This is a genomic window from Xanthobacter pollutisoli (assembly GCF_040044995.1).
Lineage (GTDB): Bacteria > Pseudomonadota > Alphaproteobacteria > Rhizobiales > Xanthobacteraceae > Xanthobacter.
This window is the reverse complement of record NZ_JBDZDP010000008.1, coordinates 64,153-88,723: the sequence shown is the minus strand read 5'-3', so window position 1 is coordinate 88,723 and position 24,571 is coordinate 64,153. Positions and strand designations below refer to the sequence as shown.

The following is a 24,571-nucleotide window of genomic DNA, read 5'->3' as shown; positions in this document are numbered from 1 at the left end:
TTTAAATTAATGAGCGGTAAGTTGGTAGTGTTATCTTCCCCTAGGAATGTTCTTCTCATCGTATTTTCGTGACGATGAAAGAAATGGGGGTGACAATCCCGCCGGGATGCGCCTAGTTTTGCGCTGCGGCATTTACGGAAGGGGGCGCTTCCGATGGACAGTGTGGATCTACTCGACGGCGAACTGCGGACCGCGATTTCCCACCAACTCACTGAACCACAATCGGTTGCCGTCGTCGGCATCGGCTGTCGGTTTCCAGGGGGCATCTCAAGCGCCGCCGGTTACTGGTCCTTCCTCGTCGGCAAAAGATGCGGCATCCGCGAAATCCCCGCAGACCGATGGAATTACAAGAACTACTATGATCCCGACCCGGAATGTGCCGGGCGTTCCTATTCCAAATGGGGCGGCTTCCTTTCCGAAGACGTGTTCCATTTCGACCCCGCCTTCTTCGACATGGCCCCGCGCGAGGTCATGTCCATGGACCCGCAGCAGCGGCTGCTCCTCCAGGTCGCCTTCGAGACCATCGAGGATTCCGGCATCACCCTGCGCACCCTGCAGAAGAAGCGCACCGGCGTCTTCGTCGGCATCTCCACATCGGACTTCAGCTATTCCCAGCGCTACCGGCGCGTCGCCACCGACATCTTCGCGGGCACCGGCTCGGCGTATTCCATCGCCGCCAACCGCATCTCCCACAGGCTTGACCTGAACGGGCCGTCTATCGCCCTCGACACCGCCTGCTCCTCGGCCCTGGTGGCGGTGGACCAGGCCATCCGGCACCTCTCCATGGGCACCTGCGACGTGGCCATCGCCGGCGGCGTCAACATGATGCTGGACCCCGGCCCGTTCGTCGCCTTCTCCAGCGCCAACATGCTGTCGGCCACCGGCGCCATCTACACCTTCGACGCCCGCGCCGACGGCTTCGTCCGTGGCGAAGGCTGCGGCCTCGTGCTGCTGAAGCCGCTCGCACGCGCCATCGCCGACGGCGACCGCATCTATGGCGTCCTGCGCGGCTCCACGGTCAACCAGGACGGCCGCACCCCGACCCTTACCGCGCCGAGCGACGTGGCCCAGACGGCCATGCTCAACAGCCTCCTGGACCAGACCGGCATCGACCCCGAGGACGTGGGCTATGTAGAGGCTCATGGCACCGGTACGCCGGTGGGCGACCCCATTGAGGCGAGTGCCATCGGCCGGGTGTTCGGCGCCGGACGCGTCGACCAGCCTGTGATGGTCGGCTCGTTCAAGCCCAACCTCGGTCACCTGGAATCCGCCTCCGGCATCGCCGGTCTCATCAAGATCGTGCTTTCGGCGCATCACGGCATCGTGCCGCCGAATCTCAATTTCGAGCGGCCGAACCCGAACATCCCGTTCGACGCCCTCGGCCTCAAGGTGCCGGTGGAGCCCACCCCCTACGATGCCGAGGACGGCGTCCGCCTCTCGGTAGTGAATTCCTTCGGCTTCGGCGGCACCAACGCCTCGGTGGCGGTGGAGAGCTGGCACGGCGGCGCCCGCCCGGCGAAGTCCCAGGCGGCGCGCAGCGTTCCGTCCGACGACCCGGCCTTCATCCCCCTCTCCGCCAACGGCAAGGCGGGGCTTGCCCTGTGGGCGGAGGAGCTGGCCGAGGCGGTGGACGAGGGCGGCACGCTTTCGGCCGTCGGCTACGACAGCCTGTCCTCGGTCCTCAAGTCCAGCCGCGACCATCTCACCGAGCGCGCGGTCATTCTCGCCGACCGGGCGGCGCACGACCTGCCCCACAAGCTGCGCATGCTGGCGCTGGGCGCCGACGCGCCGGCGGACGAGGCCATCGCGCCCTACATCATCACCGGCCGCGCCAAGCCGCGCCGGCTCGCCTTCACCTTCTCGGGACAGGGCGGCCAATGGTGGGCCATGGGGCGCAAGCTCCTGACGAGCGATCCCACCTATCGTGCCTTCGTCGAGGAATTCGACGCCGTGCTGAAGCCGTGGACCGGCTGGTCCGTGGTGGAGGAGGTGCTGAGGGACGAGGACAAGACGCGCATCAACGATGCCGACGTCACCCAGGCCTCCATCTTCACCATGCAGGTGGGCCTCTACCGCATGTGGCGCGAGCGCGGCCTTACTCCAGAGCTGCTCGTGGGGCACAGCTTCGGCGAGGTGGCGACCACCTATATCGCCGGCTGCATCGACCTCGAGACCTGCGCCAAGATCATCTATCACCGCGGCCTCATTCCCCACGGCAGCAGCCGGCGGGGGGCGATGGCGACGCTGGGCGTCACCTTCGATCAGCTCGCCCCGCTGCTGCCCGATGACGGCAGCGTGGTGGTGGCCGCCTACAACGGACCCACGGCGCAGACCATCTCCGGCATGGAAGCGCCGGTGGACCGCCTGCTCGCCGAGGTGAAGCGCCTGTACCCGGACGTGCTCGCCCGCCGCCTCACCATGGACTTCGGCTGGCATTCGCCCCACCTCGACGACTGCGAGGCGAAGTTCCGCGCCGGTCTCGGCGAGATCTCCTGGAAACCGCCGTCTATCCCGATCGTCTCCACCGTCACCTCCATGCTGGAGACGCGGTTCGACAGCGAATACTGGTGGCAGAATCTGCGCCAGCCGGTGAACTACAAGAAGGCCATCGATTTCTGCATCGACCTCGGCATCGACGCCTTCCTGGAGCTGGGCCCACACCGCACGGTGACGCCGCTGATCCACGGTATCTCCCAGGAGCGCAACGCCTCCGTTGTGGCGGTGCCCTCGCTGGAGCGGCACGGCGACGATCGCCTGGTCATGGCCCGCTCCATGGCGACGCTCTACGTCAACGGCACCAGCTTCGACTGGACCGAGGCCCGGCCCGACGACCTGCCCCGCGACGAGCACGTCGCTCTGCCGCGCCGCCCCTGGGTTTGCGAGCGCCTGGTGCAGATGCCGCTTGAGGCCAAGCAATTCCTGTTCGACGACGACCGCCATCCCCTGCTCGGCTGGCGCGAAACCGGACCGGAGCCGGCCTGGACCAACGAGATCACGCTGAAGAGCGCGAAATACCTCGCCGACCACCGCCCCGGCGGCGACTGCCTTTTCCCCACCGTCGGCTACGTGGAGATGATGGCGGCGGCCCTACGCGAGCTGTTCGGCGCTGCCCCGGTGGAATTGCGCGATTTCAAGATCATGGATGCGCTCTCCATCGGCAATGACGACGTGGTGCTGCTGCGCACCTCCTATGATCCGATCACGAGCCGTCTGCGCATCTCCTCTCTGAAGCGCGACACGGACGAGGACTGGCGCCTGCGCGTGGAGGCCTACGGCTGGCAGCACGCCTTCGCCGTGCCCAAGGCGAGCTTCGACCCCGCACTCCTCGACACCACCCCCGCCATCACGCGGGAGGACTTCTACCGCCTCACCTCCCGCCACGGCCTCGACTACGGCCCGACCTTCCAGGCGGTGGAGGCCCTCTGGCTGCCGGAGCCGCGCCATGCGGTGGCCCGCATCAACAGCAGCGAGGCGGCGCGGCGCACCGGCTTCGTCGCCTTCCCCGGCCTGTTCGATTCCGTGCTCCAGGCCGGACTTGTGGTGGAAGACGCCGAAACTGGTCTCTGGGTCCCCGGCGAGCCTCTGCCGGAAATGGACGAGGTGGGCGGCAAGTACAGCCTCATGCTGCCGGTCGGCATCCGCAAGGTGATGGTGGCCGGTCCGCTGCCGAGCGAGGTCATCTGCGAGTTCTTCACCGACCCGCGCGACGACACCGGCATCTATCGCGTCTATGCGCCGGACGGAACGCCGCTGCTGTCCATCGAGAACCTGCAGGTGAAAACCCTCGGCGCGCTGAAGGCGGCCTCCGGCGACGGAGCGGCCCTGGTCATCGACGAGGTGTTCGAAGCGGAGTCCGGCAAGGCGCCCGCCCCCCTGCTCACCGGGCACTGGCTCCTCATCACCGGGGATCCGGCCGAGACGCAGCCTCTGGCCGCGGCGCTCGCCGCCCAGGGCTCCACCGTCGAGACCATGACGCCGGACGCGCTGTGCGCCATGGACGCCGACACCTTCGCGGCCCGTCTCGAGGAGCGGCTCGCCGCACCGGAAGGCGTCGCCGGCATTATCTATGCCGCCAGTGCCGGGACCCGCTTCGGAGGGGAGGCGGAGCTCTCCACCGATGATCTCCTCGCGGCCGTGGAGGCCGCGGCATGTGGGCTGGTGACCGTCGGGCAGGTGCTGGACCGGCTGCGGACCGCGCCCGAGCGCCCTACCCTCGTCACCATCGGCCGCGCCGGCCGGCGCGTGCCCGGGGACGGCGCCATGACCACCGAGGGCCTCGCCGACGCCGCCCTGCTCGGCATCACCCGCACCATCGCCAACGAATGCCCGGAGTTCGCCGTCCGCCACGTGGACGCCGATGCCGCCGCCTTCGCCGCGGGCGTGCCTTTGGCCCAGGCCGTGGCGGAGCAGAGCGAGGAGGCGGAGATCGTGCTGCGGGGCGTCTCGCGCCTCGTGCCGCGCCTGCGCCAGACCGAGCTCGGCGCCATGGCGCCCCGCCACCGGGTGATCGCCACTGAGGCCGACGGCTCCAATTTCACCGTCACCATGACGGCGCCCGGCGTGATCGATAACGTGGTGCTGCGCGAGTGCCCCTACCCCGCCCCCAAGGCGGGCGAGGTGGTGGTGGAGGTCGCCGCGGTGGGCCTCAACTTCCGCGACATCATGGCCGCCACCTCGATCCTGCCCGACGAGCAGGACGGCGAAGGCGCTTGGTGGCGCAATCTCGGCCTGGAGTTCGCCGGCACCATCCAGCTGGTGGGCGAGGGCGTCGAGGGCTTCAAGCCCGGCGACCGGGTGATGGGCATGGGCAAGGGCTTCCTGCGCCGGTTCGCCGCCGCCGACGCCCGCTTCCTGATGCACGTCCCCGACGACGTGGCGCTGATCGACGCCGCGACCCTGCCGGCCGCCTTCATGACGGCGCACTACTCGCTGGTGGACATCGGCCGCCTCGAGCCCGAAGAGCAGGTGCTGGTGCATCTCGCCACCGGCGGCGTGGGCCTTGCCGCCATCCAGGTGGCGCGCCACATCGGCGCCGAGATCCTCGCGTCCGCCGGCTCGGACGTGAAGCGCAGCCACCTGCGCGAGCTTGGCATCGCCCACGTGATGAACTCGCGCAGCCTGGAGTTCGCCGAGGACGTGCGCCGCGCCACCGCTGGCCGCGGCGTAGACGTGGTGCTGAACGCCCTCTCGGGGGCCGGCATCGACAAGGGCCTCGAGTGCCTCGCGCCCTTCGGTCGCTTCGTGGAGATCGGCAAGCGCGACCTGGCGCAGGACAAGCCCATCGGCCTCAAGTCGCTCTATTACAACAACTCCTACTCGGTCATCGACCTCTCCACCATCGCCGACGAGCGCCCCGCGCGCCTGAGCCGGCTGCTGCGTGCGGTGGAGGCTCACGTCGCCCGCGGCGAATATCGCCCGCTGGTCGCCACCCGCTTCCCCGTGTCCCGCGCCGCCGACGCCATGCGCCTGTTCGCCAAGGCCCAGCACATCGGCAAGGTGGTGCTGACCTTCGACGAGCCGGAAGTGGAGGTCCAGATCGACCTCGCCCAGCCCATGAAGCTGTCGGGCGAGGCGAGTTATCTCGTCACCGGCGGCCTGCGCGGCTTCGGTGTCGCGGTGGCCGATTATCTCAGCAGGCAGGGGGCGGGGCGGCTGCTGCTCGCCGGCCGCAACGGGACGCCGGACGAGGAATCCGCTCCGGCGATCGCGGCCATCGAGGCGCGCGGCACCGAGGTGGTGCCCCTCGTGCTCGACGTGACCGACGCTGCGGCGGTGGATGCGGTGATCGCCGCCCACGCCGCCTCCGACAAGCCGCTCCGGGGCATCGTCCACGGCGCGGCGGTGATCGAGGACGGCTTCCTCGCCCAGCTTGATGCGGGGCAGATCATCCGCGTCATCCGCCCGAAGGTGGGCGGCGGCTGGAGCCTCCACCGCGCGGTCGCGGCGCACAAGGCGAAGCTCGACTTCTTCGTCGGCTTCTCTTCCCTGGCGCAGGTGCTCGGCAGCCCGGGACAGGCCAATTACACCGCCGCAAACGCCTTCCTCAACGCCCTGGGCTCGTTCCGCAAGGGCCGCGGCCTTGCCGGCTCGGCGGTGGCGTGGGGCTCGATCGCCGGCTCGGGCTTCGTCGCCCGCTCCGAGGCGCTAGGCAATTATCTCGAAAGCATCGGCATGAAGCCGGTGCCCGACACCGAGGCTGCGGCCTCGCTGGGCACCCTGCTGCGGGCCGAGGAGGAAAACCCGGCCTTCGCCCGCGCCGACTGGGCCGCCATCACCCGCACCCTCGCCCGCACCGCCGCCACCGGCCGGGTGAAGCCGCTCCTGGCCCAGCGCTCCGCCGGCCGCTCGCGCATTCAGGCCGAACTCCTCGCCGCCCCGCGCGAAGCCTGGGACGGCATGCTGGCGGACCTGATCCGCGGCGAGGTCGCCAAGGTGCTCAAGGTGGCGCCGGCCGACATCCCGCCGGACCGCCGCCTCTCGGAGCTGGGCCTCGATTCCCTCTCCTCCTTCGAGCTGAAGAACCGCATCGAGGCCCATGTGGATGTGAACATCCCGGTGGCCAAGTTCCTCCAGACCCCCACCGTCACCGGCCTGTCCGGCGTTGTGGCCGCGACCTTCGAGACGGCCCAGAAGGCCCGTGCCGCGAGCGCGGCTGCGCTCGCCGCTGGGGGCAGCGCCAGCGACGGGAGCGAAGGCGCGGTGGCCTTCCGGCCTCTGGTTCGGCAGGAGGCCATGCTCGGCCTCGGCAGCCGGCCCATGACCTCGCCGGTGGCGCGGGCGGCCCTGGAAGTGACCGCCTCACGCGCGGTGGATCCCGCCCTCTCGTTCGAGACGCTGGCCCGCGCGCTCGCCAGCCTCGCCGCCGCGCAGGATGCCCTGCGCCTCACGGCCAACGACAGCGGCGCCGTGGTTCTCGGCGAGGCGCCCGACCTCGAATGGGTGGCGGGCGCCGCGGCACTCGCGCCCATCGCCCAGCCCGGCCCGCTGTGGCGGTTCGGCCTCGCCAAGGGCGAGGACGGCGCCCTCACCCTCCACGCCCGGGCGCACCGGGCGGCGGCGGACGTGGTCTCGCCGCACCGCGCGCTCACCGCCCTCGTCGCGGCGACCTCCGCCGCGCCGGCCGCCGACGCCCCCTTCACCCGCTTCGCCGCCGAGGGGCGGCCCCTGGACGGCTCGGCCGAGCAGGGCGCCCACCTCGCCTTCTGGAAGGAAGTGCTGCGGTCGGTGCCGCCCGCGCTCGTGCCCGGCGTGCGCTCGCTGGCCCCCGCCCCCGCCGGCTTCGGCCTCAACCGCGGTCCGGTCGGCCGGCTGGAGGCGCACGTCGCCATCCCCGGCTTTGCCGGCATGCCTGCCGCCGAGCAGGAGGCCCTGCTGGTGGCCGCCCTCGCCCGCGCCCTGTCGGGGCGCCACGGCGCGCCCTGCGTGGTCATCGAATGCCACGATCCCGCCGGCGTCACCGCGCCGGCCGGACTGATCGGCCCGGTCGGCGCCTCGGTGCCGCTGCTGCTCGATCGGCTGGACGCGCCGGGCGACCGGCTGGTGCGGCGGGCGCGCCAGCGCCTCGCCATGGCCCGTGCCCACAAGGCGCTGGACACGGCCGCGCTGGAGATTCTCCTTGGCGCCCGGCTCAACGCGGCGGGTGCGGCCCTGCGGCAGGTCGGATTCTCCTATCTCGACGCCGACGCCCGGACGGCGCTCGCCGCCGCCGGCATGACCACGCCGCTCGCGGCGCTGGCCGATCCGTTCAACGAGATCCGCTGGGACGCCATGGCGGACGGCGACGGCATCCGCCTGTCCCTCGGCCTCGACACCGCGGCCTTCGACTCCGCGGCCGCCCACGCTCTGCTGGACGCCTTCATCGCCGCGCTCGGCAGCCTCGGCGGGACGACCGCCGCCGCGGCCGCCACGTGGCACGCGCCCAATGAGACGCTGCGGCGCCACGCGGCCACCGCGTCCGTCGCTACGCCGGCGCCGGCCCCGGCAGCAACGCCGGTGCATGCCAGCGGCGAGCGCGAGGTGCCCGTGTCGCTGAAGCAGGGCTTCCTGCTGCGCTCCTTCCTGAAGCCTGAGACGGGGCACGCCTGCCGCGCCTTCTGGACCATCGGCCGCGCCTTCCGGATCATGCCGCGCATGGATCTGGAGCGCCTGCGCCGCGCCCTGCGCCTGGTGGAGGAGCGCCAGGAGGCGCTGCGCACCCGCTTCGTGCTCGGCGACGACGGCCTGCCCCGCGCCTTCATCCTGCCCCCCGGCGAGCCGCCGCTGGCGGTGGAGGACATGCCCGGTGCCAGCGAGGCCGAGATCGACGCCCGCCTTGCCGCCCTCATGGACGAGGAGATGGACCCCTTCACCAACCCGCCCTACCGCATCACGGTCCTGCGCTGCGGCGCCGAGGGCGACGTGGTGGTGGCGCACGGGCACCACTCGGTGTTCGACGGCTGGTCGCTGGGCGTCTTCGTGGAGGAGCTGTTCCAGGCCTTCCTCGGCATCCCGCTGCCGCCGCCGGAAATGGGCGTCGAGGAGTATGTGCGCACGTTCGAACGCGCCACCGACCCGGTCTTCATGGCCGAGCGGGACGCCTACCTGCGCGCCCTCTATGTCAACCCGCCGCCGCTGCCCCGCTTCGGCCGTGCCGCCAAGGGCCTGACGCCCAACTTCGACCTCACCCAGGGCGGGCCGTCGGGAGAGATGTTCGCCTTCACCAGCCTTGCGGGCCAGCAGCGCCTCCAGACGCGGGCCCGCGCCGCCGGCGTCACCGAGACGGCCCTGCTGATGGCGGCCGTCGCCCAGACCCTCGCTACCCGCGGCGGCGTGGACGACGTGATGATGAACGTGCCCACCGCCATGCGCACCGACCGACGGCTCAACAGCTTCATCAGCTGGGTCGCCGGATCGGCCCTGCTGAGGGCTCCGGCGGCGGCAACGCCCAGCCTCGAGCAACTGGCCGCGAGCCTCGCCGACCAGCTCAACCGCGCGACCCCCTACGTGCCGTTCGAATACGCCGCGCTCGACGGGCCGGTGCACGACGAGGTTCTGGCCGCCGGCTCCTACCTCGCCCTGTACCAGACCGGCATGCAGGCGCCGGACCGCTTCGCCCGTGGCGCCACCACCTCGGCCCTGCAGCGCCAGGGCAAGGCGGAACAGCTCGACCTCGGGCTCATCAAGGTGGCGCCGGTCGGGTCGGCGCGGCTCATGCGCTACGCCATCAACGAGTTTGATCTGCGCTCCTTCCAGAGCGCCGACGGCCTCGCCTACCGCATGGCGTTTGACCTCACCGCCTTGACACCGGCGGAGGGACACGGCTTCCTTAAGGAGGTACTCGACCGTATGGGGCTTGGCGGCGACGGTTGCACGGCCATTGTCGATGCGGACGAGGAGCAGCCGGCGTGACCCCACACCCGTTCAGCGCTTCATGGAGCGGTGAAACCCCTGGCGGCGACCCAAAGGTCGCCGTCCACCGGACGAAGCCGCCGCAGATCACCGAACCGCCGGCGCACCATCGCGGCCGCGAGTTGCGCCGGCCCTCCGGACCGGCTCGCGCGTGCGTTGGAATGGGCGGCGGCCGTGAAGCCTGAACCCGTCCCCGCTCTCCACACGCGGGCCGATCATTCCGCCGGCTGGCGCCGCTTCGCCTTCGTTGCCCTCGCCGCGCTCGCGGCGGGCGCCTACGGCTTCTACTGGTACATCCTGCCCGCGCCGGTGCCCTACCACGAGGTGCGACCCCGGCTCATGAGCCTTGAGATCAACGGCCCCGGCCTCCTCGACGCCATCAATCGCGTGGTGGTGACGAGCCGCATCCAGGGCTTTCTCAAGGTCATCGAGGCGGACCGCAACGACGTTGTGAAGACCGGTCAGGTGCTGGCTCGCCTCGAATCCGTCGACTTGCAGAACCAGCTCGCCGCCGCCGTGGCGGAAGTCACTGCCGCCGAGCGCGGCGTGACCGAAGCGCAGAGTGAGCGCGCCCGCGCCCAGGCCATGCTGGACAAGACCAAGATCGAGTTCGAGCGGCGCACCACCCTGGTCCGGCTCAATGCTGCATCCCAGGCCGAGCTGACCACCACGGAAGCCGCCTTCAAGCAGGCCGAGGCCGACATCGCCCGCACCGACGCCGGCATCGAGCGCGCACGGGCGCAGGTGCTTTCGCAGCAGGCCAACGTGAAGGTGCTGGAGGCCCGCCTCGCCGAAGCCACCATCACTTCCCCTCTCGACGGCGTGGTCATCTCGCGCGAGCGCAATCCTGGCGACCTGCTGCTGCCCGGCGCCAACCTGATGCAGGTGGTGGAGCTCTCCACCATCAACGTCTCGGCCCGGTTCGACGAATCCGCCCGCTCGACGATCAAGGTGGGCCAGCCGGCCCGCATCCGCTTCGCGGCCGATCCTTCGCGGGAATGGAACGGCAAGGTGCTGCGCCTGTCGCGGCAGGTGGACCAGGAAACCCGCGAATTCACCGCCGACATCACCCTCGATTCCCTGCCCGAGAGCTGGGCCATGGGGCAAAGGGCCAACGTGGCGGTGGAGGCGCAATCTCCCGAGCGCGTCATCGGCATCCCCGAGAGCCTCGTCAGCCGCCGCGACGGGCGGGCGGGCGTTTGGCTGGCGCAGCGCGGGCGGGCGGTGTGGACCCCGCTGACCCTCGGCTACATCAGCGGCTCCAATATCGAGGTGACCCGCGGCCTGAAGGAAGGTGATGCGGTGCTGGCGCCGGCCGGCCGCTACGCCTTCCAGCCCGTGAGCCTCGGCACCCCGCTGCCGTGACCGCGCCATGGCAATCCACGGCAGCCACGACCCGGGACCATTGACCCGCACGCGGCGCCTCGGACGCGCCGCCGCGTTCCTTCCCCACGCTCCAACCCACGCTCCAACCCGCTTGGCGTTCGCATGAATATCGCCCTGAAGGACATGAAGTTCTCCGCTCTGCGCTTTGCGCTGACGGCGGTGGGCATCGGCCTGCTGCTGGGCGCCACCATGGGCATGATCGGGCTCTACCGCGGCATCGTCCACGAGGCGCTGCTCATCATCAACGACATCGGCGCCGACCTCTGGGTGGTGGAGGGCGGCCGCTCCGGCCCCTTCGCCGAAAGCTCCGCCGTGCCCTCCAGCCTCGACCGGCGGGTGGAGGGGGTGCCGGGCGTCGCGGCCACCCGGCGATTCATCCAGTACAACCAGCAATACACGATCGACGGCAAGCCGGTGCGCCTCGCCGTGACCGGCGTGGACTATCCCAAGGATTCCGGCAGCTGGATCCCGCTCATCGACGGCCGGCTGTTCCGCTCCACCCGCTACGAGGCCATCGCCGACCAGTCCACCGGCCTGCTGGTGGGCGACGTGATCCGCCTCGGCCATGACGATTACACCGTGGTGGGCCTCACCAAGGGCCAGGTGGACATGGGCGGCGACGGCATGTTCTTCGTCACCATTTCCGATTCCCAGGCCATCAACCGCGTCCTGCCGTCCGAGGCGGTGCTGCTCAACCGGCTCGCCAAGGGCCGCTCGCGCATGGGCCTGGGCGACGGCGGCGCCATCGGCGCGGTGATGGTGGAGCTTCGGCCCAATGCCGATGTGCGCGAGGTCCAGCGCCGCATCAAGGCGTGGGGCGACGTGGAAGTGCTGACCCAGCAGGAGGAGCGCGACATGCTGCTGAACGGGCGGCTGTGGCGCCTGCGGGTGCAGATCCTCGCCTTCACCGCCATGACCCTGCTGGTGGCGGGATCCATCATCGCCCTGACGATCTACATGCTGACGCTGGAGAAGATCAATCAGATCGCCTTGCTGAAGCTGATCGGCGCCCGCGACCGCGTCATCATCGGGCTGATCGTGCAGCAGGCGCTGTGGATCGGGGTGCTCGGCTTCGCCGTCGCTCTCCTCATCTCCTTCACCCTCTATCCCAACTTCCCGCGCACCGTGCTGCTGCTGCCCGAAGACCTCGCGGGCATCGGCTTCTCGCTGTTCGTCATCAGCCTGGTCGCCAGCTGGTTTGCCATCCGGCGGGCGATGCGGGTGCGGGCTCAGGAGGTGCTGGCGTGACCGCGCAGCTGCCCGGACTCTATTCGCCCCCCGTCCGCTCCGGCGCTCCCGCCGACGCAGCCGACGCCGCGACCCGTCGCGCGGTGATGGAGGTGCGGGGGGCGAGCAAGATCTATCTGGCCGGCCCCAACGCGGTCGCCGCGCTCACCGACATGTCGCTGACGCTGAACGCCGGCGAGCTCACCGGCATCGTCGGGCCCTCGGGCTCGGGCAAGACCACCTTTCTGATGATCGCCGGCCTCCTCGAGCCGCCCTCCACCGGGGCGGTGTATTTCCGCGGTCAGCCCATCGCCGATCCGCAGACGCGGCTGAACAGCCTGCGCGACTTCCGCCGGACCCACGTGGGCTTCATCTTTCAGAAGGCGAACCTGATCCCCTTCCTCACTGCGGTGGAGAACGTGCAGATCGCGCTGGAAATCAACGACGTGCGGCCCCGCATGGCGCGCGAGCGGGCGCGGGAGCTGCTCGCCCAGTTCGGCCTCGACCATCGCGAGAACAATTATCCGACCCAGCTTTCGGGCGGCGAGCAGCAGCGCGTGTCCATCGCCCGCGCGCTCGCCAACGACCCGGTGCTTCTGCTCGCCGACGAGCCCACCGCGGCGCTGGACGGCACGCGCGGCCGGCAGGTGATGGAAGCCTTCCGCGCCCTGGCTGACCAGCGGCAGGTGGCGGTGGGTGTGGTGACGCACGATCCCCGCTGGTCGGACATCTTCGACCGCATCGTCGAGATGAGCGACGGGCGGATGGTGGCCGAGCGCCCCGGCGGGGCGGGATCGGCCGCCGCGCACGGCTAGCCTTCCGCCCACGGGTCGGCCCGCGGCGAGCAGCCGTCAGGCGCGCGGGGCGAGGTGCTCGGCCGAGGTCGTGACCTTCCCGTCCGGTGCAAGGTAGTCGATGAGCTTCAGCGTACGCTCGCCGGTGCCGGCGAGCTTGGCGATGATCGCGCGCATGGCCTTGAAATCGGCCGTCGTCAGCGGCTCGAACAGGGTGTCGTTGGCCGGCACCTGCACCCGTGTCAGCTCGGCGAGGTGGCGTTCCGCCTCCGGCGTCACCGCCAGCACCACCCTTCGGCGGTCGTCCGGATTGGTGGTCTTGGTGACGAGACCCGCCGTCACCAGCTTGTTGACCTCGATGGTCACGAAGGCGCCTGACAGGTGCAGGTGATCGGCCAGCGTGGCGACGCCGAGCCCGGTCCCGCGGCTGCCGAGGCGGGCGATGGAGGTCAGGATCGTATATTGGGTGCCCGAGAGCCCGATGAGGCCGCCCAGGCGGTTGCGCACCTCCTGGATGGCGGCGGCGAAGGCGAGCATGTCGTGCACCAGTTCGCGGAACTCCAGATCGGAGCCGTTCACCAGCAACGCGGCGCGCGAGGCCGTGAGAGGCAGCTGGCGGCGGGACGTGGCATTCTTCGACTGCGGCATGGGACTAGGACGCTCCCGCGCGCCGTGCTCCCCGCCCTGACGGGGGAAGACGCGCTGTCGGCTTTCTTAGCCGGGCATAGCCCTTGACGTCCATCCGCCTTTGATAATAGCTTTGTTACAAAGTTATCTTGAAGGTGACATCGCCATGTCCCACGACGGACCCGGCATCGATCTGACCGACACCCGCGCCTTCCGCCGCACCCTCGGCGCCTTCGCCACCGGCGTTGCCGTGGTGGCGGCCGAGGGGGAGGACGGCACGCTCGTGGGAATGACCATGAGCTCGTTCAACGCAGTCTCCCTCGACCCGCCGCTGGTGCTGTTCTCGGTGGCGCGCACGGCGCTGTCGCTGCCCGCCCTGCGTGCGGCGCGGGCCTACGGCATCTCGGTCCTCGCGCGGGATCAGGAAGACCTCTCGACCCGCTTCGCCCGCCCCCACGCGGAAAAGTGGGCCGGCGTCACGCACCTGCGCGGCCACGGCGGCGCGCCGCTGATCGCCGAAGCTGCGGCGCATCTGGAATGCGTGCCCCACGCCATCCACGACGGCGGGGACCACGAGATCTTCGTCGCCCGGGTCGTCGCGCACCGCGCCGCGCCGGCCGAGCCCCTCATCTTCCACGCCGGACGCTACCGCACCCTTGCGGCCGCCGTCGGCTGAACGCCCTATCGAGAGACGAGCCATGATCAAGACCGGTGCCGAGCACATCGCCAGCCTCAGGGATGGGCGCGAGATCTTCATCGACGGCGAGCGGGTCGGCGATGCCACCACGCATCACGCCTTCCGCCGCTCGGTGGCGTCCGTGGGGCGCATGTTCGACTTCCACAGCGCACCGGACAACCGCGAGCTGATGACCTTCGAGACCGACACCGGAACGCGAGCCAACCGCATCTGGCAGCTGCCGAAGAGCTACGAGGACCTCAAGGTCCGCCGCCGCGGGCTGGAGGCCTGGACCGAGCTGCACGGCGGCTTCCTCGGCCGCGCGCCGGACCACGTCGCCTCCTGCATCTCCGGCATGTATATGGGTCTCGATCAGTTCGAGCTCTACGACCCGGCCCGCGCCCGCGCGCTGGCGGACTATTACCGCTACGCCCGCGACAACGACCTTTATCTCACCTACGTCATCATCAATCCGCAGGCCGACCGGTCGAAGAACGCCGCCGAGCAGGCCGACCCCTTCCTCTCCGCCGCCATCGTGGACGAGGACACCTCGGGCATCACGGTGCGCGGTGCCAAGATGCTGGCCACCGGCGGCATCATGGCCAATGAGGTGTTCGTCACCTGCATCCAGCCGCTGCAGAAGGGCGAGGAGCCCTACGCGCTGTCCTTCGTTATTCCGATGAATGCGAAGGGGCTGAAGATCCTCTCGCGCAAGTCCTACGAGGCGGGCGCCCCCAGCGTGTTCGACAATCCCCTGGCGAGCCGCTTCGACGAGAACGACGCGGTGCTCTATTTCGACGACGTGAAAGTGCCGTGGGACCGCATCTTCATCGCCCGCGACATCGTCATGACGAACAAGCAGTTCCATGCCACGCCCGCCCACGTCTACCAGAACTACCAGGCGCAGATCCGCCTCTCGGTGAAGCTGAAGTTCCTCCTTGCCATCGCGAAGCGCATCACCGAGGTGAACGGCACCACCCAGTTCCCGCAGGTGCGCGAGACGCTGGGCCAGCTCGCCGCCGAGTCCGCCATGGTGGACGCCTTCGTTGCCGCCATGGAGGCGAAGGGCAGCTTCTATGGTCCGTATTTCGTGCCTGACCGGCACACGCTATATGCGGCTCAGACCCTGGCGCAGCAGCTCTACGGCAAGTTCGTCTCGACCCTCCGCGAGCTCGCCGGCGGCGGCATGATCATGCTGCCCTCGTCGGTCCACGATTTCGAGAATCCCGAGCTCTCGCGCCTCATCGGCAAGACCCAGCAGTCGCCGGCCGCCAGCGCCGAGGAGAAGGTGAAGTTCTACAAGCTCGCCTGGGATGCGGTGGGCTCTGAATTCGCCTCGCGCCACACCCAGTACGAGATGTTCTATGCGGGGGCCTCCTTCGTGGTGAAGGGCCACTCCTTCCGCACCTACGACTGGGCCGATGCCCAGCGTCTGCTCGACATGATGCTCTCTTCCTACGATCTCTCTGACGAGATCTCCCCCGCGCCGGCCGCCCGCGCCGCCGAATGACCCCCTGAAGGACTGCCCCGACATGGCCATCAACAAGATCCACGACGAGTTCCACACCCTCGACCTCACCACCGGTTGGGAGGTCCCGCCCGGCTACCCCGAGGGCATCAAGCAGAAGATCCTGTCCGGCGCGCTCGACGAGGCGGGCAAGGCCGGGTCGCGCTCGCGCCTGCTCAAGTTCGATCCCGGTGTCTTCACCACCAGCCCGTTCGTGCACGAGTATTGGGAAGAGGTGTTCCTCGTCACCGGCGACCTCACCGTCGGCAATGACGAGAAGGGCGAGGGCGGCGAGAATTTCCCGCCCTTCACCTATGCGGTGCGCCCGCCGGGCGCGGTGCATGGCCCCTTCAAGTCGGAAAAGGGCTGCATCCTGTTCGAAATGCATTATTTCGATCCGGCCTGATTCCCTCTCGACCCGGACCGATCCATGCCAGCCTCACTGACCCCGACCCTCGCCGTCCTCGCGGATGATCTCGCCTCGGGCCGCACGTCAGCGCGGGCGCTGGCGGAGGCGTGCCTCGACCGCATCGCCGATCCCGCCGGCGAGGGCACCCGCGCCTTCGTTTCGGTCCATCGCGACGCGGCGCTGGCGGCGGCGGAGGCGCAGGACCTGCTGCGCAAGGCGGGGGCCGCGCCCTCGCCCTTCGCCGGCATCCCCATCGGGGTGAAGGACCTGTTCGACATGGCCGGCGAGGTCACCACCGCCGGCTCCAAGGTGCTGCGCGGCGCACCGCCGGCCAAGGCGGACGCTCCGGCCGTCGCCCGGCTGCGCCGCGCCGGCTTTGTGGTCATCGGGCGCAACACCATGACCGAGTTCGCCTATTCCGGCCTCGGCATGAACCCGCACACCGGCAACCCGGCGGCGCCCTTCGAGCGGGCGACCAGCCCGCGCGTGTCGGGTGGTTCCTCGTCCGGCGGGGCGGTGGCCGTGGCGGACGGCATGGCTCATGCGGCGCTGGGCACCGACACCGGCGGCTCCTGCCGCATCCCCGCGGCCTTCTGCGGCATCGTCGGCTTCAAGCCCACGGCGCGCCGCGTGCCGCGGGCGGGCGCCTTCCCTTTGTCCACCACCCTTGATTCGATCGGTCCCATGGCCCGCTCGGTGGCCTGCTGCGCCGCCATGGACGCGATCCTGAGCGGGGCCGAGCCCGTCCCCCTCGCCCCGCGCTCCGTCGCCGGCATGCGCCTTCTGGTGCCCACCACCGTCGCCCTCGACGGCCTCGACGCGGAGGTTGCGCTTGCCTTCGAGGCCGCGGTGGAACGCCTCGCCAAGGCGGGAGCCAAGATCGTCTCCGCCCCGTTCCCGGAATTTGCCGAGGTGGCGACCCTCAACGCCAAGGGCGGCTTCTCCGCCGCCGAGAGCTACGCCGTCCACCGCCGGCTGCTGGCGGAGAAGGGCGACGCATACGACCCGCGCGTTGCGCTGCGCGTGCGCCGGGGTGCCGAGCAGTCGGCCGCCGACTATGTGGATCTGGTGGCGGCCCGCGCGGCGCTGGTGGAGCGCGCCGCGGCGCGCATCGCCGGCTTCGACGCTCTGGTGATGCCGACCGCCGCCATCGTGCCGCCGAAGATCGCCGACCTTGCGACCGACGACGACGCTTACGGCCGCGCCAACCTCCTCGCTTTGCGCAATCCCACCCTCATCAACATGATCGACGGCTGCGCCATTTCCCTGCCCCTCACCGCCCCCGGCGGCGCCCCGGCGGGCCTGATGCTCGCCGGCGCTCCGGGAGGGGATGCCTCCCTGTTCGCCGTGGCCGCAGGGGTAGAGGCGGCTCTGGCATCGACCGTCTAGGGCGTCTGGGGCAGAAGGCGTTAGGCCGATCGCGTCGCGAAACCGCGCCGGCCTAGCCGACGCCGGAGGCGGCGCCCTCGCCTTCCGGCGCGCCTTTCGGCAGTGTCACGGTGAGCCGCGCCCCGCCGCCGGGCCGGTCGGAGATGACGACGCTGCCGCCGTGGCTCTCCACCATCTGCCGCACGATGGTGAGACCGAGGCCGGCGCCCCCGCTCTCGCGGTTGCGCGACGGCTCGAGCCGATAGAAGGGCTCGAAGACGCTCACCCGCTCGGCTTCGGGAATGCCCGGTCCACGGTCCTCCACCTGAACTTCCACCGCGGCACCGCGGTCGAGCAGCGTGATGTCGGCGCGCCCGCCATAGGCGAGCGCATTTCCCACGAGATTCGCCAGCATGCGCGTCAGCGCGCCGGCGTTGCCGAAGACGATCATCGGCGCCTCGGCCCCCACCAGAGTGACGACGCCGCCGGCGGCGCGACGCGCCTCGCATTCAGCGCGGGCAAGCCCGGCAAGGTCCACCCGTTCGCCGGAGGCCGGGGCGAAGGACGCGCGGGCGAACGACAGGGCGTCGTCCACCAGGGCCTGCATGCCATCGAGATCGGCGCGCGCCTTCGCCGCCTGTTCGCTGTCGGGCATCAGCTCCAGCCGCAGCCGCAGCCGGGTGAGGTAGGTGCGCAGATCGTGGCTGATGGCACCGAGCACCAGGGTGCGCATGCGTACCAGTTCGGCGATGCGCGCCTGCATGGCGTTCACCGCGCGGATGACGAGGCGCACGTCCGCCGCCCCCCGCTCGCGCACGTGGGAGGGTTCGAGGCGCACGCCGAATCGCTCCACCGCGTCGGCGAGATCGGACAGGGGCCTTGTCTCCCGCCGCACCGCCAGGAGGGCCACCAGCGCCACGAGGAAGCCGAGGATGCCGGCGATCAGGCCGAGCGGCAGGCCCAGCAGGCGGGCGGTGACGTCGCCGCCGGCAACGATCTGCAGATAGCCGCCACCGGTCAGAGCCACCACCACCCGGAGCCGCGCGCCGCGCAGGTTGCGCAGCCGCTCGAGGAAACGGTTGCCGTCGCGCTCGACGCCGACGAGCGAGACGGACACGAAGCGGTCCGGCGGCCCGCCCACCAGCTGCCGCAGCCGACGGGCGGCAAAGCCCAGCAGCGCCGGAGTCTTCCTTGTGGGCTGCGCGAGGACGATCTGCGGGGCAAAGCCGGGGGCGGTGGCCGCGCGCAGCGCCAGGATGCGCTCGTCCGCCGGGAGGCGCTCCACCAGCTGGGCGAGGGCGGCGATGCGCTGCATCGTCGGCACCACGGCCCCCAGCGGCGCGGCGCGGCGGCGTTCGCCGATATAGGCCGCGAGCATCAGCACCTGCACGGCGATGAGGCCCCCCACGACAATGAGCGCCAGCCGCGCCGCGATGCCGAGGCGGCGGGCGCGCCGGCTCACGCGGGCGGCGGCCCCGGCATCGGCGGGATCGGCGCTAGAGGGTGCGGACATCGGCGCCCAGGAGATAGCCGCCGTTGCGGACGGTCTTGATGAGGCCAGCCGCATCGGGCGAAGCGCCGCCGAGCTTGCGCCGCAGGCGGCTGACGGACACGTCGATGGTTCGGTCGAAAGGATCGGCCGAGCGGCCGCGCGTCCAGTCCAGCAGCTGGTCGCGGGTGAGGACCCGTTTCGGCCGCTCCAAGAAGCAGGCGAGGAGATCGAATTCCGCCGAGGTGAGATCGAGGACCGGCCCCTCGGCCTGCGCGACGCTGCGGGCGTCGAGATCGGCGACGAACCCGGCGAAGGCGACGCGGCGGGTCCGGCCCGCCTGTTGCGCGCCGTCGAAGGCGCCCTCGGCCCGCCGCAGCACGGCGCGGATACGGGCGAGAAGCTCGCGCGGATTGAACGGCTTGGGAAGATAGTCGTCGGCCCCCATCTCGAGGCCGACGATGCGGTCCACGTCATCGCCCTTGGCGGTGAGCATCAGGATGGGCAGGCCGCCGCGCGCCCGCAGCCGGCGGCAGATGGAAAGCCCGTCCTCCCCCGGCAGCATCAGGTCGAGCACCACGAGGTCTGGTCGGGTGGTGGCGAGCAAGCGGTCCATGGCTGCCCCATCCTCGGCCGCCAGCACGGCGTAGCCCTCGCGGCCGAGGAAATCGGCGAGCAGGGAGCGGATCTCCCGGTCATCCTCGACGAGCAGCAGCGTGCGCTGGACCAATGGGTGGGCCTCCCGGCAAAGCAGGCGATGGAATGGGGGAGTGTCGCCAAGCGCGTCGGCTGCATCAATGCCGCAGGCGTGCGGGGTTACAAAACGTTACAGCGCCTCACTCAATCGCAAAGCCGGTGCAACGGCGCGCCTCCATGCTCCTCCCATCGCAATGGCCGGCCATCGAGCCCGGCCCGAACGGAGGCAGACATGACCCGCGCCGCACTCATCCTCACCCTCTCCGGCTTCTCCGTGCTCGCCGGCATCACCGAGGCCGCCGCCTGGACCCGCACCGGCACCGTCTACACCCCGCGCGGGGCCTATACCGGTGCCGCCGCCGGGTCCTGCGGGGGCGGCACATGCAGCCGCGCCGCGACCGTCACCGGGCCCTATGGCGGCAGCGTCTCGCGCACCGGCAGCGTCTCCCGCACCGGCCCGGGGACGTATTCCTATCAGCGGACCACCACCGGCCCCAATGGCAACAGCGTGACCCGCTCCGGCTCCGTCAGCCGCTATTGAGTTCCGGACCTCAACAGGTCCGGACGGGCCGGGTCGCGGCGTGCCGCCCCATAGCCGCGACCCGGTGCCCCCATTTCCTCTCATGAGCTCGCAAGAACGGCCGTCGTCCTCAGCGAGCTGCGCGTCCGTGTCACGACTGAAACCTGAAACGGTGCCATGGTGGGGCGAGCATTGAGTGGAATGCATTTCTGTAATGCGGAAAATGCGCGTGCTGCAATGCAACATTCTGGCTATGGTAGCTGCAGCTGAGCGTACCGACCACTAGGCCGTCGGCCACACGGTGCGCAGTGAGACCGACATGAAGAACATCCTCAAGATTGCCGGTGTGGCCGGCCTCCTTGCCACGACCTCTGTGATCGCGGCCGTTTCCGTCCGTGCTGCCGACCCGCTGCCCGCAGAGCGTCAGGCCATCGTGACATACCTCGGCGGAAAGTCTTCGGCCGTGACCTATTATGTCCGCCACGACAAGGGCTTCCAGGTCATCACCACGCTCGATGCCGCCGGCGAGCCGGGTGCTGCTCCAGCGGTGGTGCGCGTCTCCGCCGTGCTTCAGCCCGGTCAGGAGCAGGTGGTTTCGCTGCCCGGACCGGCCGGTCGCGACGCGGCCACCCTGCGCATCGCCCGCGTCGGCGACCGCATCGAGGTTGCCAAGGTCGGCGCCCTCTCCTACTGAGGCTTCGCCGCTTTCGCAGTGCACAGGGCGCCCCGTCGGGGGCGCCCTTTTTCTTGGTGCGTTGTTACCCATACCGCTAGCCGCGCAGCTTCGGATCGCCGTAGCCACCACCGGTGGGCGTCACGATGATGACCGCCTCGCCGGCCTCCAGCACCGTCTGGTCGCAGCCCTGAAGGACTTCGGTGGAGCCATCGAGCCGCCGCACGAAGCCTTCGCCCAGCGCCCCCGCCTCGCCGCCCTCTACGCCGAACGGATGCACCCGGCGATGGGACGAGAGGAGGGCACAATCCATCCTCTCCAGGAAGCGGATGCGCCGATAGGTGCCGCCGCCCGCCTGCCAGCGCCCCCGACCACCGGATCCGGCGCGGATGTGGAAATCCTCCAGCAGCACGGGGAAGCGCGTCTCCAGCACCTCCGGGTCGGTCAGGCGCGAATTGGTCATGTGCACATGCACCGCGTCCGTCCCGTCGAAGCCCGGGCCGGCGGGCGAGCCGGAGCAGATGGTCTCGTAATATTGGTAGGTGTCGTTGCCGAAGGTGAGGTTGTTCATGGTGCCCTGGGAGGCGGCCATGGCCTTCAGCGCCCCGAACAGGCAGTTGGTGACCGCCTGCGATGTCTCCACATTGCCCGCCACCACCGCCGCCGGATAGCGCGGCGCCAGCATGGAGTCCTCCGGGACCACGATACGGATGGGCCTCAGGCAGCCCGCATTCATGGGGATCTCATCCTCTACCATCACGCGGAACACGTAGAGCACGGCGGCGCGGGTGACGGGGGCGGGGGCGTTGAAATTCGTCTCCTGCTGAGGCGATGTGCCGGTGAAATCCACCGTCGCCTCGCGCTTCTGCTTGTCGACGGAAATCTTCACCTTGATGACCGTGCCCTGGTCCATCTCATAGTGAAACGCGCAGTCGTCGAGCCGATCCAGCACCCGACGCACGCTTTCGGCCGCATTGTCCTGCACGTGACCCATATAGGCCTCGACCACATCCAGGCCGAACGTGTCGATCATCTTCAGAAGCTCGCGCACGCCTTTCTCGTTGGCGGCGATCTGCGCTTTCAGGTCGGCGATGTTCTGCACCGGGTTGCGGGCGGGATAGCGCGCGCCGGTGAGGAGTGCGAGCAGCCCCGCCTCCTGGAAGACGCCTTCCGCCACCAGCTTGAAATTGTCGATATAGACGCCCTCTTCCTCAATATGGGTCGCGAGCGGGCTCATGGAGCCGGGGGCGACGCCGCCCACGTCCGCATGGTGCCCGCGCGAGGCCACCCAGAAGAGGATGCGAGCGCCGGCGGCATCGAACACCGGCGTCACCACCGTGATGTCCGGCAGATGGGTGCCACCGTTATAGGGCGCGTTCAGCGCGAACACGTCCCCGGGGCGGATGGCGCCCGCATTCTCGCGGATCACCGTCTCCACCGACTTGTCCATGGAGCCGAGATGGACCGGCATGTGCGGGGCATTGGCGACGAGGTCGCCGGCGGCCGAGAAAACCGCGCAGGAGAAGTCGAGCCGCTCCTTGATATTCACCGAGTAGGCCGTGTTCTGAAGCGTCACGCCCATCTGCTCGGCGATGGACATGAAGAGGTTGTTGAAGACCTCAAGCATCACCGGGTCGGCATGGGTGCCCACCGCTTCCGCCCGGTCGAGGGCCTCGGTGCGGGTGAGGACGAGATGGTTCTTCGCGCTCACCTCGGCGCGCCAGCCCTTCTCGACCACCACCGTCTGGTTCGGCTCGATGACGATGGCCGGGCCCTGCAGGCTCATGCCGGGTGTGAAGCTCGCGCGCAGCACCACCGGCGCGTCGTGCCACAGGCCGCGGGCGAAGAAGCGGCTGCGGCGGGTCTCCGCCGGGACATCGGAGGAGAGCGGCAGGTCCGGTTCGGCGATGCCGGCGCCGCCGCCGGCGGACATCACCTCCAGCGCCTCCACCACGATGGTCTTCTCCGGCGAGACGAAGCCGAACTGGGCGCGGTGCTTGGCCTCGAAGTCCCGCTGCATGGCGTCGAGGTCGGCGAGGGTCACCGGCAGCGCCGTGTCGGTGCCGCTGTAGCGCAGATGCGCCTTTGCTTCCGTCGTCGCCGCGGCAGCGGCGATGCCCTGCCCCGCGAGCTCCGCGAGGGTCTCGGCGGCAAGTTCCTCCTTCAGGGTTGAAAGCCGGGGCAGGAGATCGCCGGTCATTTCGTCGCCCACGGCCCGAGTGCGCTGGGCGCGCACCGCGGCAAGGCCCATGCCGTAGGCCGAGAGCAGGCCGGAGAAGGGATGGATGAGCACCTTGGTCATCCCCAGCGCGTCGGCCACGAGGCAGGCGTGCTGGCCGCCGGCGCCGCCGAAGCAATTGAGGGCGTAGCGGGTCACGTCGTAGCCGCGCTCCACCGAGATCTTCTTGATGGCGTTGGCCATGTTCTCGACCGCGATGGTCACGAAACCATCCGCCACCTGTTCGGGCGTGCGGCCATCGCCGATCTGCTGCGCCAGTTCGCTGAAGCGTGCGCGCACCACCTCGGCGTCCAGCGGCTGGTTCTGGCCGGGGCCGAAGATCCGCGGGAAGAAATCCGGGATCAGCTTGCCGAGCATCACATTGGCGTCGGTGACGGCCAGCGGCCCGCCGCGCCGGTAGCAGGCAGGGCCGGGATTGGCGCCGGCCGAATCCGGCCCCACGCGAAAGCGCGCGCCGTCGTAATGCAGGAGGGAGCCGCCGCCCGCCGCCACCGTATGGATGCGCATCATCGGCGCGCGGATGCGCACGCCGGCCACCTCGGTGTCGAAGGCGGTCTCCAGCTCCCCGTCATAATGGCAGACGTCGGTGGAGGTGCCACCCATGTCGAAGCCGATGATGCGGGAGAAGCCCGCCAGCGCCCCGGTTTCCGCCGCACCGACCACGCCGCCGGCCGGCCCCGAGAGCAGAGCATCCTTGCCCTGGAACAGGTCGGCCGCGGTGAGGCCGCCCGAGGACATCATGAACATGAGGCGGATCGCTTCGGCCGTCCCGACGCGGTCGGCGCCGCCGGCCAGCTCTTCCGCCACCTGCCCCACGTAGCGGCGCAGGATGGGGGAGAGATAGGCGTCCGCCACCGTGGTGTCGCCGCGTCCCACCAGCTTGATGAGGGGCGAGACCTCGTGCGAGACCGAGACCTGGGGAAAGCCGATTTCCCGGGCCAGCTCCGCCACCTGCCGCTCGTGCGCGGGATGGCGATAGCCGTGCATGAACACCACCGCCACGGCGGCGATGCCCTCCGCCTTCGCGCGTTCCAGCGCCGTGCGCACAATACCGAGGTCGGGTACCGCCTCCACCGTGCCGTCGGCGCGGACCCGCTCGTCCACCTCCAGCACCTCCTCGAACAGCATGTCCGGCAGCACAATCTTCTTGGCGAAGATCTTCGGCCGCGCTTGGTAGCCGATCTTGAGCGCGTCCTTGAAGCCGCGAGTGGTGACGAGGAGGGTGCGGTCGCCCTTGCGCTCAAGGAGGGCATTGGTGGCGACGGTGGTGCCCATCTTCACGGCAGAAACCAGCCCGGGCGGGATGGGCGCGCCGGCGGCGAGGCCGAGCAGTTCGCGGATTCCGTGCACCGCGGCGTCGCGATAGGCCTCCGGATTCTCGGACAGGACCTTGTGGGCGACGAGGCTGCCGTCCGGCCGGCGTCCGACGATGTCGGTGAAGGTGCCGCCCCGGTCGATCCAGAATTCCCAGGCCTTCAACGGGTCCGCCGCAGGAAGGTTCGGCGCGTCCGTCTGCCCGCCATCCAGCTCGCCGTCGGTTCCCGCCATCGCCCGCTCCTCCGGATAATTCCTT

Annotated in this window: 14 protein-coding genes; 10 read left to right on the top strand and 4 right to left on the bottom strand. The window is 70.0% G+C overall.

From position 1 onward, the window contains the following. Window positions 1-153: 153 nt before the first annotated feature. From ABLE93_RS16350 to ABLE93_RS16335, 4 genes are all read left to right on the top strand, one after another. Window positions 154-9,387, top strand: coding sequence for an SDR family NAD(P)-dependent oxidoreductase (locus tag ABLE93_RS16350; RefSeq protein ID WP_348840908.1), 9,234 nt, complete (start codon window positions 154-156; stop codon window positions 9,385-9,387). 174 nt (window positions 9,388-9,561) lie between these two features. Continuing rightward, entirely contained in the window at window positions 9,562-10,752 is a 1,191-nt protein-coding gene (locus ABLE93_RS16345; protein ID WP_348840907.1) for an efflux RND transporter periplasmic adaptor subunit, read from the top strand. 123 nt (window positions 10,753-10,875) lie between these two features. Beyond that, on the top strand, window positions 10,876-12,021 hold the full coding sequence (locus ABLE93_RS16340; RefSeq protein WP_348840906.1) for an ABC transporter permease: 1,146 nt from the start codon (window positions 10,876-10,878) through the stop codon (window positions 12,019-12,021). Then, window positions 12,018-12,815 carry an ABC transporter ATP-binding protein gene (locus ABLE93_RS16335; protein WP_348840905.1) on the top strand — a complete coding sequence of 266 codons (798 nt, stop codon included), beginning with the start codon at window positions 12,018-12,020 and terminating at the stop codon, window positions 12,813-12,815. Before ABLE93_RS16340 ends, ABLE93_RS16335 begins: the two co-directional genes overlap by 4 nt. A 36-nt stretch (window positions 12,816-12,851) precedes the next feature. Here the strand turns inward: ABLE93_RS16335 and ABLE93_RS16330 are convergent, their stop codons facing one another. Further along, complete coding sequence (locus ABLE93_RS16330; protein WP_348840904.1) at window positions 12,852-13,442, bottom strand: MarR family winged helix-turn-helix transcriptional regulator; 591 nt, start codon at window positions 13,440-13,442, stop codon at window positions 12,852-12,854. 145 nt (window positions 13,443-13,587) lie between these two features. Here ABLE93_RS16330 and ABLE93_RS16325 point away from each other — a divergent pair, with 145 nt between their 5' ends. The 4 genes from ABLE93_RS16325 to ABLE93_RS16310 are packed head-to-tail and all read left to right on the top strand — an operon-like array spanning window position 13,588 to window position 17,402. Next, window positions 13,588-14,097: a flavin reductase family protein gene (locus ABLE93_RS16325; RefSeq protein WP_348840903.1), complete on the top strand. Its 510-nt coding sequence runs from the start codon at window positions 13,588-13,590 to the stop codon at window positions 14,095-14,097. Between the two features lie 22 nt (window positions 14,098-14,119). Then, window positions 14,120-15,607 carry a 4-hydroxyphenylacetate 3-hydroxylase family protein gene (locus tag ABLE93_RS16320; RefSeq protein ID WP_348840902.1) on the top strand — a complete coding sequence of 496 codons (1,488 nt, stop codon included), beginning with the start codon at window positions 14,120-14,122 and terminating at the stop codon, window positions 15,605-15,607. Window positions 15,608-15,629: 22 nt separating this feature from the next. Next, window positions 15,630-16,010, top strand: coding sequence for a cupin domain-containing protein (locus tag ABLE93_RS16315; protein ID WP_348840901.1), 381 nt, complete (start codon window positions 15,630-15,632; stop codon window positions 16,008-16,010). A gap of 24 nt (window positions 16,011-16,034) precedes the next feature. Beyond that, entirely contained in the window at window positions 16,035-17,402 is a 1,368-nt protein-coding gene (locus tag ABLE93_RS16310; protein ID WP_348840900.1) for an amidase, read from the top strand. A gap of 52 nt (window positions 17,403-17,454) precedes the next feature. Here the strand turns inward: ABLE93_RS16310 and ABLE93_RS16305 are convergent, their stop codons facing one another. Both ABLE93_RS16305 and ABLE93_RS16300 read right to left on the bottom strand, forming a co-directional pair. Then, window positions 17,455-18,894, bottom strand: a complete 1,440-nt coding sequence (locus ABLE93_RS16305; RefSeq protein WP_348840899.1) for a sensor histidine kinase — start codon at window positions 18,892-18,894, stop codon at window positions 17,455-17,457. Next, window positions 18,878-19,600: a response regulator gene (locus tag ABLE93_RS16300; protein WP_348840898.1), complete on the bottom strand. Its 723-nt coding sequence runs from the start codon at window positions 19,598-19,600 to the stop codon at window positions 18,878-18,880. The genes ABLE93_RS16305 and ABLE93_RS16300 overlap by 17 nt, the downstream gene beginning before the upstream one ends. A 198-nt stretch (window positions 19,601-19,798) precedes the next feature. On the opposite strand from ABLE93_RS16300, the gene ABLE93_RS16295 reads away from it, so the two are divergent. Together ABLE93_RS16295 and ABLE93_RS16290 are read left to right on the top strand one after the other, a co-directional pair. Next, complete coding sequence (locus ABLE93_RS16295; protein WP_348840897.1) at window positions 19,799-20,107, top strand: hypothetical protein; 309 nt, start codon at window positions 19,799-19,801, stop codon at window positions 20,105-20,107. Window positions 20,108-20,405: 298 nt separating this feature from the next. Continuing rightward, complete coding sequence (locus tag ABLE93_RS16290; protein ID WP_348840896.1) at window positions 20,406-20,780, top strand: hypothetical protein; 375 nt, start codon at window positions 20,406-20,408, stop codon at window positions 20,778-20,780. A 76-nt stretch (window positions 20,781-20,856) separates the two neighbouring features. On the opposite strand, the gene ABLE93_RS16285 is transcribed toward ABLE93_RS16290, so the two are convergent. Next, window positions 20,857-24,546 carry a hydantoinase B/oxoprolinase family protein gene (locus tag ABLE93_RS16285; protein WP_348840895.1) on the bottom strand — a complete coding sequence of 1,230 codons (3,690 nt, stop codon included), beginning with the start codon at window positions 24,544-24,546 and terminating at the stop codon, window positions 20,857-20,859. Between the last annotated feature and the right edge of the window lie 25 nt (window positions 24,547-24,571).

What these genes read in the sequence shown, in the direction of transcription:
- ABLE93_RS16285 (WP_348840895.1), bottom strand. Translation starts at nt 24,546, where the DNA reads ATGGCGGGAACCGACGGCGAGCTGGATGGCGGGCAGACGGACGCGCCG.
- ABLE93_RS16330 (WP_348840904.1), bottom strand. Translation starts at nt 13,442, where the DNA reads ATGCCGCAGTCGAAGAATGCCACGTCCCGCCGCCAGCTGCCTCTCACG.
- ABLE93_RS16320 (WP_348840902.1), top strand. Translation starts at nt 14,120, where the DNA reads ATGATCAAGACCGGTGCCGAGCACATCGCCAGCCTCAGGGATGGGCGC.
- ABLE93_RS16340 (WP_348840906.1), top strand. Translation starts at nt 10,876, where the DNA reads ATGAATATCGCCCTGAAGGACATGAAGTTCTCCGCTCTGCGCTTTGCG.
- ABLE93_RS16325 (WP_348840903.1), top strand. Translation starts at nt 13,588, where the DNA reads ATGTCCCACGACGGACCCGGCATCGATCTGACCGACACCCGCGCCTTC.
- ABLE93_RS16315 (WP_348840901.1), top strand. Translation starts at nt 15,630, where the DNA reads ATGGCCATCAACAAGATCCACGACGAGTTCCACACCCTCGACCTCACC.
- ABLE93_RS16295 (WP_348840897.1), top strand. Translation starts at nt 19,799, where the DNA reads ATGACCCGCGCCGCACTCATCCTCACCCTCTCCGGCTTCTCCGTGCTC.
- ABLE93_RS16350 (WP_348840908.1), top strand. Translation starts at nt 154, where the DNA reads ATGGACAGTGTGGATCTACTCGACGGCGAACTGCGGACCGCGATTTCC.
- ABLE93_RS16290 (WP_348840896.1), top strand. Translation starts at nt 20,406, where the DNA reads ATGAAGAACATCCTCAAGATTGCCGGTGTGGCCGGCCTCCTTGCCACG.
- ABLE93_RS16305 (WP_348840899.1), bottom strand. Translation starts at nt 18,894, where the DNA reads ATGTCCGCACCCTCTAGCGCCGATCCCGCCGATGCCGGGGCCGCCGCC.
- ABLE93_RS16310 (WP_348840900.1), top strand. Translation starts at nt 16,035, where the DNA reads ATGCCAGCCTCACTGACCCCGACCCTCGCCGTCCTCGCGGATGATCTC.